Annotated in this window: 9 protein-coding genes; 3 read left to right on the top strand and 6 right to left on the bottom strand. The window is 62.2% G+C overall.

What is annotated here, in order from left to right:
- The first annotated feature begins 38 nt into the window (after positions 1 to 38).
- Positions 39 to 860: a substrate-binding periplasmic protein gene (locus tag ACZO0A_RS01380; protein ID WP_215691812.1), complete on the top strand. Its 822-nt coding sequence runs from the start codon at positions 39 to 41 to the stop codon at positions 858 to 860.
- Positions 850 to 3,024: an ATP-binding protein gene (locus tag ACZO0A_RS01375; protein ID WP_302375698.1), complete on the top strand. Its 2,175-nt coding sequence runs from the start codon at positions 850 to 852 to the stop codon at positions 3,022 to 3,024. Before ACZO0A_RS01380 ends, ACZO0A_RS01375 begins: the two co-directional genes overlap by 11 nt.
- A gap of 87 nt (positions 3,025 to 3,111) precedes the next feature.
- On the opposite strand, the gene ACZO0A_RS01370 is transcribed toward ACZO0A_RS01375, so the two are convergent.
- The 3 genes from ACZO0A_RS01370 to ACZO0A_RS01360 are packed head-to-tail and all read right to left on the bottom strand — an operon-like array spanning position 3,112 to position 8,472.
- Entirely contained in the window at positions 3,112 to 3,699 is a 588-nt protein-coding gene (locus tag ACZO0A_RS01370; RefSeq protein WP_215691814.1) for a TetR/AcrR family transcriptional regulator, read from the bottom strand.
- Positions 3,689 to 8,152 carry an efflux RND transporter permease subunit gene (locus ACZO0A_RS01365; protein WP_302375700.1) on the bottom strand — a complete coding sequence of 1,488 codons (4,464 nt, stop codon included), beginning with the start codon at positions 8,150 to 8,152 and terminating at the stop codon, positions 3,689 to 3,691. The genes ACZO0A_RS01370 and ACZO0A_RS01365 overlap by 11 nt, the downstream gene beginning before the upstream one ends.
- A 35-nt stretch (positions 8,153 to 8,187) precedes the next feature.
- Positions 8,188 to 8,472 (bottom strand): hypothetical protein, encoded by a 285-nt coding sequence (locus ACZO0A_RS01360; RefSeq protein ID WP_302375701.1) that lies wholly within the window; start codon positions 8,470 to 8,472, stop codon positions 8,188 to 8,190.
- A gap of 27 nt (positions 8,473 to 8,499) precedes the next feature.
- On the opposite strand from ACZO0A_RS01360, the gene ACZO0A_RS01355 reads away from it, so the two are divergent.
- Positions 8,500 to 9,147: a LysR substrate-binding domain-containing protein gene (locus tag ACZO0A_RS01355; RefSeq protein WP_302375703.1), complete on the top strand. Its 648-nt coding sequence runs from the start codon at positions 8,500 to 8,502 to the stop codon at positions 9,145 to 9,147.
- Positions 9,148 to 9,150: 3 nt separating this feature from the next.
- Here ACZO0A_RS01355 and ACZO0A_RS01350 read toward each other — a convergent pair whose 3' ends face one another.
- From ACZO0A_RS01350 to malQ, 3 genes are all read right to left on the bottom strand, one after another.
- Entirely contained in the window at positions 9,151 to 10,173 is a 1,023-nt protein-coding gene (locus tag ACZO0A_RS01350; protein WP_302375704.1) for an alpha/beta hydrolase family protein, read from the bottom strand.
- A gap of 20 nt (positions 10,174 to 10,193) precedes the next feature.
- On the bottom strand, positions 10,194 to 11,378 hold the full coding sequence (locus ACZO0A_RS01345) for a hypothetical protein (protein WP_486845941.1): 1,185 nt from the start codon (positions 11,376 to 11,378) through the stop codon (positions 10,194 to 10,196).
- A 163-nt stretch (positions 11,379 to 11,541) separates the two neighbouring features.
- Entirely contained in the window at positions 11,542 to 13,026 is a 1,485-nt protein-coding gene (gene malQ, locus ACZO0A_RS01340; protein ID WP_365946726.1) for a 4-alpha-glucanotransferase, read from the bottom strand.
- Positions 13,027 to 13,116 lie beyond the last annotated feature (90 nt).

Here is a 13,116-nt window from a genome sequence, read left to right as displayed (position 1 = left end):
CTCTGTAATATTCCAACCAATATAGAGGATCTTTGCGTATGAAGCACCACCGCCCCAGACTGCTGTTTTTGCTGGCCGTGCTCTGCCTGGCCGTCTGCCTGCTGGCGGGCTGCGCCGCGCGGGCCGCCACAGCCGACCCGGATGCTGACCTGCCCACCATCGTCATCGGCAGTGACAGCTACCCGCCCTTCAACTACCTGAGCGCCGACGGCCAACCCACCGGCATCGATGTGGAGCTTGCCACCGAGGCATTCCGCCGCATGGGCTATAAGGCGCAGTTCGTCACCATCGACTGGGTCGACAAAAAAGAGTTGGTAGAGAATGGCACCGTCGACTGCCTGTGGGGCAGCTTTTCCATCGACGGGCGCGAGGATGAGTACCGCTGGGCCGGGCCGTACATGGTCAGCCGCCAGGTCGTGGCCGTCATGCCGGGCAGTGATATTGAAACCCTGGCCGACCTGGCGGGCAAGACTGTCGCCGTGCAGGCCACCACCAAGCCGGAAGCGCTGTTTCTGGATGGCGGCGATCCCCGCATCCCCGAGATCCGCGCCCTGCTCTCGATGCAGAAACGCGAGCTGATCTACGCCTATCTGAGCAAGGGCTACGCCGACGCTGTGGCCGCCCATGAGACCTCGATTTTGCAGTTCATGTCGGATTTCGGCATCGAGTACCGCATCCTGGACGAGCCTTTGCAGGTGGTGGGGCTGGGCGTGGCCTTTGCCCTGAACGATGACCGCGGGCTGGATACCGCGCTGAACGCTGCCCTGGCCGATATGCGCACCGACGGCACGACCCGGGCTATCCTGGCTAAGTACCTGCCCGACCCGGACAAATATCTGGAGGTGGACTATGGCCGCTAAACGTCTGCCCCGTCTCAATGGGTTCTGGCTGCTGTCCGTGCTGATCGGGGTGCTGCTGCTCGTCTCCATCTCTTTTTACTCGGCCAACACCGACATCGCCACAGCCGAGGATGCGCTGTCCACCCGCGTGGATTACATCAAGGAACAGTGTGCCGATTACAGCAGCCTGAATCTGGCATCCGAGGCCAAGAGCCTGCTGCGCGTGACCGAAAGCGCCCAGCAGTGCGCCCGGGATATCTGGTACCTCACCGAAAAGCCCGACGACCTTTACCCCGCTGCAGAGGACGTCTTACCGCACTTCGTCGAGAACCACTACCTGACCGGGCTGCTGCTTCTCTCCCGGGATGGACAGATCACCAAAAGCTACTGCAAGGAGGAGGCCCTGCTGCCCCTGTTGAACAAGGTGCTGACGACCGATTCCCTTTTGGATGTGGCCGACCACCCGAAAAAGACCTACGCTGTGCGCCTCGTCTGCGGGGATGACTCCTTTTTGGATATTGCCGCCTCAGCCCGCGAGGGGGCCGACTGCATCATTGTTGCGTTCTACCACACCCCCGCCGAGTATGTCCACACTTACAAATTGTCATACCAGCATTTGGTTTCCGGCTTCCATATCGCTACGGACGGCACGCTGGCCGTGGCCAGCGGCAATAAAATCATTGCCGCCAACGATGAAAGCCTGCTGGGGCTTTCCACCGACGAGGTCGCACCGCTGCAGCTCATCAAGCAGCGCGGCGTCTATGACAGGATGGTCTATGTACGTGACACCGGCATGGGCACCAGCGGCTACTTCGGCTACACCGAGAAGGGCCTCGACTACTACGTCTACGCCTTTTTGCCGGAGGCCGCCGTCTTTACCACAACGCCCAAGAACATCATCTTTGTAGTGATTTCCTACACCCTCATTATTCTTTTGATTGAATTGGTGCGCCGCCGCACGATGCACTCCTATCAGGAGGAAAAGCTTCTGCAGGAGAAAGCCTACCAAAAATCGCTGGAAAAGGCCGCCCGCAAGGCTGAGGCCGCCAACGTTGCCAAGACCGAGTTCTTGCAGCGGATGAGCCATGACATCCGCACGCCCATCAACGGCATCCGGGGCATGGTGGAGATTGGCGACCACTACGCCGACGATATGGCCAAACAGGCCGAGTGCCGCCGCAAAATCTGGGACGCCTCGGGCTTTTTGCTGGAGCTCGTCAATGAAGTTTTGGACATGGGCAAGCTGGAATCCGGTGAGGTCGTGCTCGAACACCGGCCTTTCAACATGGTCAAGCTGCTGACCGGGTTGCAGGATGTGCTGGAAAAGCAGGCCGCCGGGCGCGGCATCCGCATACTCTGCGACGACATCGATCTGCCCCACCCCGATCTCATCGGCAGCCCGATCCACGTAAAGCGGCTGATGATGAACATTATGAGCAACGCCGTCAAGTACAACAAGGACAACGGCACCATCACTATGACCCTGCGGGAGGAACGCTGCGACGGCAAGACCGCCTGGGTCAAGTTCACTTGCGCCGACACCGGCATCGGCATGAGCGAGGAATTCCAGAAGCACATCTTTGAGCCGTTCACCCAGGAGGTTCTGGACGCCCGCTCGACCTACGGCGGCACCGGACTGGGTATGCCCATCGCCAAGAGCCTGGCGGACAAGATGGGCGGCACCATCACGTTTGAGAGCCGGCAGGGCGTCGGTACGACCTACTACATCACGCTGCCGCTGGAAATCGACCCCAGCGCCGCGCCCCAGCCCGAGACGGAAAAGCTCGCCGACGACGCCACCTTGCAGGGTGTGAACATCCTGCTGGCCGAGGACAACGACCTGAACCTGGAAATTGCCCAGTTCCTATTGGAAAACGCCGGGGCCACCGTCACTGCTGCCCGCAATGGGCAGGAGGCCGTGGACATTTTTGCCGCATCCCGGCCCGGCGAGTTTGACGCGATTTTAATGGATGTGATGATGCCGGTGATGGACGGCTACACAGCGACGCGAACCATTCGCAGGCTGGATCGCCCCGACGCCGGGCGCATCCCGATTTTAGCTACGACTGCCAACGCCTTTGCCGAGGACCGCCGCCGTGCCTACGAGGCCGGTATGAACGAGCACCTGACCAAGCCCCTGGAAACCGAGCTGGTCATAAAAACGCTGGCGAAATATCGCAAATAATCCAAAACGCCTGTGCACCGCGCTTTGCTATGCGGTACACAGGCGTTTTTAGGTAAGGCTTCCCCCCGAGGGGGAAGGCTGCAGTTTTTATTTTCCTAAGGTCCTTCGTATCATCAGCCGCAGGTTATCCATCAGGTCTTCCACGGTGCGGTCGTGGTCAGCGGCATAGCACAGGCCCATCAGGCCGCCTACAACGGCGGAAAGCAGCGACATATAGCAATACTCCATGCCAAGCTCCGGGGCGATTTCCCCCGCCGCCTGCAGCCGCGCCAGCAGTTCACTTACGATTTCTTTCAGTTCGGCCATGCAGGCGGGCATAGCACCCGTCCTGCGGGGCATTCCCAGCGTCTCGGCGATCATCTTGTAGCTGCCCATCCGGCTGGCGGCAATGTCCTGTAAATAGCCGGTAATGCGTTCTTCCAGCCCGGCCAGCGTCGTGCAGTCGGCGAACATGGCACGGACACGCTCGTTTTCCCGGGCAAAGCAGTACTCGGCCAAGCCCTGCAAAATTTCCTCTTTGGAGGAAAAATACTCGTACACCGTGCCCTTGCCGATACCGGCGGCATCGGCAAGCTGCTGTATTTTCAGCGCGGCAGGGCTGACGCCCTGGCCGATAAGCTGCAGCGCAGCCTCATACACGGCGGCCTTGCGGGCGGCTTGCTGGTCATTCTGCATCGTGGTCCGCCTCCTTTTCCTCGTTGGGCGTCTCGTTTTCCGCCGGGGCGTGGGCCGCGCGGCTCAGATCCGGGCGGCGCTTTTCTTCGGCGGGCGCTTTGGCCGCATTCTCGGCGGCACGGCGGGCGGCGAATTCGGCCGCAAACTCAGCGGCATCGTCGGGCAGGTCATCCATGCCGTCATCACCGACGTCGATATTCACCGGCGGCTTGCGGTAGAACAGATCATACAGCACAGGCACGATGAACAGCGTCATCAGCGTGGCGTAGCTCAGACCGCCAATAATGACGATAGCCATGCCGGTGCTCATCTCGCTGGCCATATCGGTGCCGAACAGCATCGTGACCATGGCAAGCACGGTGGTCAGCGTCGTCATCAGGATCGGGCGCATACGGGTCCGGCCGGTAGCGACAAGGGCATCGCTGCGCTCCAACCCGCCGATGCGCAGCTGGTTGGCGTAGTCAACGAACACAATTCCGTTGTTGACGACGACACCCATCAATACCAGAAAGCCCATCAGCGAAATGAGCGACAGCTGCTCGCCGGTGGCCATCAGGCCCAGCATACCGCCGGTGAAGGCCAGCGGAATCGTGAACAGAACGATGAACGGCGACAGCAGGCTTTGGAACTGCGCGACCATGACAAAGTAGACGAATAGCAGCGCCAGCGCCAGCATCTTCGCCATCTGGCCCAGCATCTCGGTGACCTGGGTCGTCTCGCCCGCCAGCTCGGCGGTCACACCGTCGGGCAGCTGCAATTCGGCCAGCTTGGGTTCCAGCTCGCGGGAAATCAGCGTTGTGTTGTACCCTTCCGCCGTCTCGCTGGTGATGGACAGCTGACGGGAGCCGTTCTCGCGGCTGATCTCAGTGTAGCCCGCCGTGGTGGTACGGGTGGCGAACTCGCCCAGGGTGTGGGTCTCCTTTACGGTGTTGCCATCCTCGTCGGTGGTGGTCGTCTCAAACTCCATGTTGAAGATATCGTCCAGCGTCGGCGTGTCGGTCTTGTCCACAATGGTCACGGTGTAGCTGGTGCCGCCCGCTTTCAAGGTCGTGGCGGTGGTGTCGGTGGTCAGCTTGGCGGCGATCTGCTGGTAGACCTGCGCCACGGTCAGGCCCATGCGCATGGCCTTGTCCTTGTCAATGGTGATGTTCACCTCGGCATCGCTGGCGTCCTGGCCATCGGTAGGGTTGACGATGCCGTCGATGCCGTTCATGACCTCGATGACCTGTTTGCCTGCGGCGCTCAGATCATCCAGGTCGTTGCCGTAGAGATCGACCTCGATGCCGGAGCCGGACAGGGCGCTCATATCCATCAAGCCGTTGGAATTCACGTCGATCTCACAGTTCAGATCGGCCGTCTTGTCGTAGATTTCCTGCTCCACGACCTTGGCCTTCGGGGCCTTGTCGCCCAGCAGGACATAGTAAGTAAACGCCGTGTTGTCGGTAGCGGCGCTGCTGCCCGCCATCATGACCATGCTGTTGGGGCTGCCGGACATTGCGCCCACGGTGTCCACGCCGTCCACCGTCATGATGGCGTCCATGACGCTGTCCGCCGTTGTGAAGGCATCCTCCTTGGCGGTGTCGTCGGGCACGTTGACCGTGACGGTCAGCTGGTTGCTGCTCATATCCGGGATCATGACAACGCCCATCGTCGCCACGCGCCAGATGGAGACACCCAGCAGCACGATTGCCAGCGTCAGCGGCACAGCCTTGCGGCGCAGGCAGAAGCGCAGCAGCTTTTCATAGCCGTTCAGCGCCTTGTCGAACCAGGGGTGCTTGATATCCTTCTGCTTTTTCAGCACCGTGGAACCCGCGCAGGGCACGACGGTCAGCGCCACGATAAGGGACGCCAGCAAACTGAAGGTAATCGTCCATGCCATATCGCTGAGCAGTTCGCGCACCATGCCGGTGGTGAACACCAGCGGCAGGAATACGCAGATGGTCGTCAGCGTACTGGACACGATGGACCCGGCCACCTGCCGTGCGCCCTGCACCGACGCGCGGGGGGCAGGCACGCCGCGCCCGCGCAGGCGGTAGATGTTCTCGATGACAACGACCGAGTTATCGACAAGCATACCGACGCCCAGCGCCAGGCCGGACAGGGACAGAATATTAAACGTGATGCCGGTAAAGTACATCCATACGATGGCAAACAGCACGCTCAGCGGCATACTGATGGCGACAACGATGGTGGGGCGCAGGTCTTTCAGGAACAGCGCCAGCACGATGATCGCGAGGATCGCGCCCTCGATAAGGTTCGAGAGCACGCTGTTGACGATAAGCTTGATGTAGTCGCCCTGGTCCATGATGGGCGTCAGGTGCAGACCCTCGGTCTCGGCCATCATTTCTTCCATGGCGGCGTTGGCCGCGTTGGAGACGGTGGAGGTGGAGGCCGTCGAGCTCTTGTAGATAGACAGCAATACCGCACGGTTTTTGTCCACCTTGGCGTAGGCGTCGTCGGCGTTGTCGGTCATTTCGACCTCGGCCACGTCGGCCAGGCGCACATCCCCGATGCCGTCAATATTGCACAGCACCATGTTTTTCAGCTCGTCGGCGTCGGCAAAGGCATCGCCCACTTTGATAATGTAGCGGTTGTCGTCCCCTGCGCCGCCGTCGATGTAACCGGCGGGCATCGAGAAGTTCTGGGCCGCAATCAGCTGGGTCAGTGTCGCCATGTTCAGCAGCTGATCCAGGTTCGCGTTTTTCAGCGCTTCCTCGCGGGCGGAGTCGTACTCCTCCTGCGCGGCTTCCAGCTGGGTCTTACCGGCTTCCAGCTGGGTACGGCCGCTGGATATCTGGAACTCGCCCAGCTGCAGCTGGGCCTCGCTGCCGCTCAAAAGCAGCTGCACGGCCACATCGGCCATGGCGGGGTCCACGGCGGGGTCACCCAGGCTTGCCAGCGCGGATTCCATCTTGGCGCGCTGGTCGTTGAGCTGGGTCAGTATTTCCTGGGCTTTGGTCAGCTGGTCATTCAGCGCCTGCACGGTCTCGTTCAAGGCCTGCTGCAGCGGCTTCATGCCCTCGTTCAGCCCGGCCTCCGCCTGCTGGCGGGCCTGCAGCAATACCGTCGCGTTATTCAGCGCCGTGCTGGTCGTGGACAGGGTCGTCAGGCAGCCGTTCAGTTCGGTCAGGCGGGCGCGGCGGGGGGCATTTTCGTCCAGAATTTTCTGGTAGCCCGCCTGCTCGGCGCGCTTGGCGTCGATTTGCGCCTGGATCACCTGCTGCTGGGCCTCGTCGCCCTCGGCGGCGGCCTTGTCATCCTCCAGCCCGGCGATTTCCGCATCCAACGCCTGGATGCGCCCGGTCAGCGCCGTGTACTGGGCGTCAAGGTAGGCCGCGCTCTGGGCCACGTCCATGCCGGATTCCAACAGGTTTTCCGCGGCAGCGGTGCTGTTGATGTTCTGTGTGGCGCGCTCGATGGCGTTGACCATTGCGCCCATCTTGGCCGTGCTGCCCTTGGCCTCGGCCAGGTTGGCGGGCAGATCATTGGCGTTATATTGGGGGTCCCACGCAGCCAAAATCTGCTTGCAGCTGGCAAACAGCGCGTCGTCGATGGGCAGCGTGACCTCCGGCAGGGTGGTGTCGGCGTTCTTGGCGTCCTCGAGCTTGCGGTTCGCGTCGTCGATATCGGTTTTCAAATCGGCGATTTTCTTTTCCAGCTCAGGGATTTGTTTGTCCAGTTCGGTGATGGCGTCCCGCAGCTGGGTCGTCACGTCGGCTTTCTGAGTGTTCAGCTCGGATTTGCCCGCGTCCAGCTGGGCCTGGGCGTCGTCGAGTTCTTTCAGGCCGTCGTTGATTTTCTTCTTGTTATCGTCCAGTTCTTTTTTCGCGTCGGCCAGGCGGTCACTGACCTTGACCAGCAGTTTGTCATTCACTGCGTCGATTTTATCCTGGTCCAGCGTGATTTGCACAGACTTTTCCACAAGTCCTGTGGTTGAAACACTCGCCACGCCGTCCACGCGTTCCAGCTGGGGCAGCACGTTCTCGCTGACATAGTCGGACAACTCGTAGATATCCATGTCGTCATAATCGACCGCCACATACTGGGTCGCCATCATGTCAGGGCTGATTTCCATAAGCGTCGGAGTGGACGCCATATCCGGAAGGGCGTCGCCCAGCTGGTTCACGGCCGTGCTGGCCTTGACCATGGCGCTGTCCATGTCGGTATCATCCTGGTATTCCAGGAAGATCAGGCTGTAATTCTCGTTGCTTTGGCTCGTGACATTCTTGACGCCGTTGAGCACCGAGAGGGCGTTTTCCAGCGGCTGGGTCACGTCGGCCTCGACCTGCTCAGGGCTGGCACCGGGGTAGGTGGTCATGACCAGCAGGTAGGGCAGGTTCATCGCGGGGAGCAGGTCGGTCTGGATGCCGGTCAGGCTGACAAAGCCCAGCACCAGCACCAGTATGACCGCCACCAGTATCGTAAATGGTTTTTTTACACTGTATTTCGGCATAGCTGCGTTCCCTTTCATTCTGACCGACCGGTCGGTCAGAAATAGTATAGCACAATTTCAGGGCAGTGTAAATATGTCGTCAGCGGATTTTCCATTCCCCTTGCAGGGGCCGCTGTGCGCATCGGCCTGCCCAGGATGCGGCAGGCCATCTGCGCACCGTAGGTGTCAATGAGCCACTGGGCAATGGGCGACATGATGAAGGGGCCGCAGGATGCGCCCGCCTGCACAAGGCCGGAGATAGAACCGGCCTTGTCGGGGAACCACTTGAGGGCCGTAGGCAGGCAGGCCGGGTAGATCGTGCCTGCGCCCGCGCCCGCCATGACGCCGGAACGCAGGATTTACAGGAGATGGGCCGCGGCGGCGGGCTGGTGCTGTTGGGCGACATCCGCAAGCTGGCGGCCCAGACTGTGCCGGACTTGATGCAAAAATTTCTTGCCACATCCGGCAACGAACATACCCGCTTTGAGCTGCACACCGAGAGCAGCTTCACCGCCGATCTTCTGCAAGCCGTGGCCGAGGAACGGCTCGACATGGCTTTCGTCAGCCACCCCGGCGACGACACGGTGTTTGAAAACGTCGCCTTTGCCCGGTCGCCCTTCGTCGTCGTGGCACCGCCAAACCACCCGCTGGCACAAAAAAGCAGCGTCACCCTGCGGGAGACGCTGCCCTATCCGTTTGTGTATTTTTCCAAGCGCGGCGGCCTGCGCCGCCCCATCGATGCCCTGTTCCAAAAAATCGGCGCAACGCCAAAAATTGCCTACGAGACGGAGGAAGATACCGTCGTAGCCGGTATGGCGGCGGCGGGCTTTGGCATTGCCATCGTGCCCGACCACCCTGTTCTGCGCTGCATGGATTTAAAGATCATTCCGCTGACCGACCCCGACCCGGGGCGCACGGCCTATCTCTGCCGCAAGCGCGGGGCCTTGCAGCCTGCGGCGGCGCAGCGGTTCTTCGCCTTCTGCCAGGCGCAGCTCAGCCAGGGCGCGGCACTGTAACGGTCAGCGCAGGGCCGAAACCAAAAACTCTGCCGTGGCGTTTTCAATGCGGGCGGCAATTTCCGCATCACTGGCGTCGCTGCCCTCGGCGGCCTGGTAGTTGTGGTTGGCGTCGGGGAAATCGTTTGTCATATCGACAAACGGCAGGTCCCGCGTTGCCAGGGTGTTTTGCACCAGGGCCACGGTATCCTCGCTCAACAGCTCGGCGTCACCGCCGGTGAATGCCGCCAGCAGCGCCCCCGGATACCCGGCCAGCACGCCGCAGGGGTCGCTGGCGGCCATCTCGTCAAACAGGGCCGCACCGGCGGCCACGCCCCACTGGGGCAGCTCGACGCTGCCGTTTTCGTCGGCGGTCTGGCGCAGGGCCGCCCGCTCGTCGGCATCATGGGCCAGAAATTCCAGCCCATCCAGCCCGGTATTGTCCGCCGGGCTCCACAGGGCAGCGGCGGTCACAGGGTAGTCCCGGCCGTCCAGGTACAGGCTGACGGCGCGGCCGCCCATGCTGTGGCCCACCAGCCCCAGCCGGTTCGTGTCCGCACCGTAGGTCACCCCCATATAGGCAATGGCGGCGGTCATGTCAGCGCGGATGTTCGTAAGGGTGTAGGCCGTGAACGGTTCCTCGCTCTCGCCGCAGCCGGGAAAGTCCATGGCGATGCTGGCAATGCCTGCATGGGCCAGCCGTGCGGCCAGCGGGCCAAAGTGGCCGTCGCCGCCCCGGCTGCCGGTAAAGCCGTGGCAGAGCACCACCAGCGGCCAGCCCGCGCCCTCGGCAGGCGTGGTCACGGTAGCGTGTACCGTCACTTCCGTGCCGTCGTGCCGGGCGCGGAACGTCTCGTCCCGCTGGTCATAGCTCTCGGGCGGGATCGGCTCCGGCGTGGCGGCTGGGGCTTCGGTCACTGCCGGGGCCGCCGTGGGGGCCAAGGCTGCGGCGGGCGTCGGCTGCGGTTCCACCGTGGCCGATGCGCCGCAGCCCGCCAGCAGCAGGGCCAGCGACACCGCCGCGAGTTTCAACTTCGTATTTTTCATGCGTACCTTCTATGGGATGGTTACGGCAGGGGCGCGTAGGTGGTGGCGCTGTACGCGCCGTCGGGCAGCAGCGAAAAGGCGTCCACTTTCCAGATGCCGTCCTCCCACACAAGGCGCAGCGTGCGGTGATGGTCCGCCGTGTAGCTGCTGCCGCTGTCCGTGTAGTTGGCAACAAAGTGGCCGTTGTAGATGACCTGGCCATCGGTGTATTTGATGGAGGCCGGGTCACTGACAGCCTGGAAGTTGCCCAGGTCGTAGGTGTTGCCGGTGTAGTTGCGAATCTCCGCAGCACAGCGGGTCGAGTTGTCCGCCGTGGAATAGCGCAGCAGCGAGGAATTTCCATCGTTGATGGCTTCCTGGAAGGAGCGGTAGAACGCCCAGGTCAGCACATCCACGACCTTGTCGCCGGGCTTTGCCAGGCCGGTGGCGTCGCAGTCGGTGTAAGCGCCGTAGTCTGCGCCGAAGGTCAGCTCATTGCCGTAGTCCTTGTTGTACCAGACGGCGGCGGTCTGGTAGCCGCCGTTGCCGTTGTCGGCCACGATGCGCACCTGGCAGACGTCGGACAGGCTACTGCGGGGGATGACCGCGTCGTTGCCCACGTACGCAAAGTCCACCGCCTTACCGTCCACCGTAATGGTGCCGTTGGCCGCCGCGTTGCGCAGCACAACCTGGGTATCGGTGGCGACCGCCGCCGCAGGGGCCGGGGTCTGGGCAGGCTGGGGCGTAACAGCGGGCGCGGGTGTCTGGGCTGCTGCGGCGCTGTCCGCCGGGGCGGGCGTCTGGGGCGTCGCCGCGTCGGCAGCTTCGGTGGCGACCGGCTCGGCGGCAGGCAGGGTGGCTGCATTGTCCTTGCTGCCGCGCAGGAAGAACACCGCCGCAGCGGCAGCCACAACAACTACGACCACGACTGCCGCAATAATGATGGGCAGCTTGCTCTTTTTCGGCTGCCCGGGCTGTTCGGGCTGCGGGGCCGCTGCGCCGAAGGGGTTCTGCGGCTGTTGGGCGTAGGGCTGCACCGGAGGCTGGACAGGCGGCTGCACCGGGGCCTGGGGCGCGGGCTGCACCGGCTGGGCCGGCTGGGCCGGCTGCCGGGCCGGGGCGGCGGGTTCCGCGGGCGTCATATCCGGGAACGGCGTGCCGCAGACCGAGCAGAATTTCTGCGTATCATACCTGGCAGGCGTATGGCATTTCTGACACACTTTCATCGGGAAAACACCTCTTTAGAATTTATACTACTAATAGAATACTGTATCCGGCCTGTAAGGTCAATGGGAAAATATTGTATTTGTGGCCACACTGCATAAAGCCTCCCCTCGGGAGGGCAAAAAAACGCCGCGGCGCTTTTCACGCGCTGCGGCGGTCGTTTGTTTATTCGGGCAGTCTGCCGTACAGTTCCATCAGGTCGTGCAGGCGGCGGGCCAGGCGGGAGTTGAACACCCCCGGCTCGGCGCGCCAGCACCAGTTGCCGCCCAAAGTCGACGGCGTGTTCATGCGGGACTCATGCCCAAGGCCCAGCACATCCTGCGCCTGCACAACGGCCAAGTCGGCCACGCTCGACCAGACGCCGCGCATCATGCCCCAGTGGTAGCCCTCTTTCTTCGTCAGGTTCAGGTAGCGCACGGCGCGCTCCACATCCTCGGGCGCGGCGGTCTCCATCCAGCCGTTGACCGGCTCGTTGTCGTGGGTACCCACGTAGGCGATGCAGTTGTTCGGGTAGCTGTGGGGGCGGTAGTCGCCGCCGTCGCGGCTGTCAAAGGCGAACTCCAACACTTTCATGCCGGGGTAGCCGCACTCTTTCAGCAGGGCGTTGACATCCTCGGTCAAAAAGCCCAGATCCTCCGCGATAATGCGGGGGCTGCCCAACTTTTTCTTGATGGCGGCAAACAGCGCATAGCCGGGGCCTTCGCGCCAGCGGCCATGCTCGGCGGTCTTGTCGCCGTAGGGGATGGCGTAATATCCCGCGAACCCGCGGAAGTGGTCGATGCGCACCACATCATAGATGCTGCACATATGGCGGATGCGGCGCACCCACCAGGCATAGCCGGTCTTGGCCATGGCGTCCCAGTCAAACAACGGGTTGCCCCACAGCTGGCCGGTGGCCGAGAAGCCGTCTGGCGGGCAGCCTGCCACCTCGGTGGGCAGCAGGTTTTCGTCCAGCTGGAACTCCTGCGGGCAGCTCCACACATCGACACTGTCCAGCGCGACGTAAATCGGCAGATCGCCGATAATGTCGATCTTCATGCGGTTGGCGTAGCCTTTCAGCGCGTTCCACTGGGCGTAGAACAGGTACTGCACCACCTGCCAAAAAGCCACATCGTCGGCGTACTGCTCGCGGGCCGCTTTCAGGGCCTCCGGCTCGCGGCGGCGCAGCGGCTCTTCCCACTCAAGCCAGCAGGCCCCGCCGTGGGCGTCCTTCAGTGCCATGAACAGCGCGTAGTCCGGCAGCCAGAAGGCGTTTTCCTTCACGAACTTGCGGTAGGCGGCGTTGGGCTTTGCCAGCAAACGGTTTGCCGCGCAGCGCAGCACCTTGTAACGTTTTTCGTACAGAGCACCGTAGTTGATGGTATCGGGGGCGGATTCCCAATCGATGTTCTCATATTCCTCAGGCAGAAGCAGGCCGCGTTTGGCAAGCTCGTCGAGATCGATAAAATACGGGTTGCCCGCAAACGTCGAGAAGGACTGATAGGGGCTGTCGCCGTAGCTGGTGGGGCAGATGGGTAAGATCTGCCAATATGCCTGCCCGGCCTTGGAGAGGAACTCCACAAATCGGCGTGCCTCCGCACCCATAGCGCCAATACCATGGGCCGAGGGCAGGCTGGAAATAGGCATCAGAATGCCGCTTGCTCTCATCAGAGAAAACCTCTTTCTTTTGAATGTAAACGCGGGGTGGGTGCCGGGGACGCCGCCCCCCTGCAACGATGCCGTACGCAGGGCGATGCCAGG

The organism is Gemmiger sp., assembly GCF_057431175.1.
The sequence above is the reverse complement of the archived record's forward strand: the minus strand, read 5'-3'. Positions and strand labels throughout refer to the sequence as shown.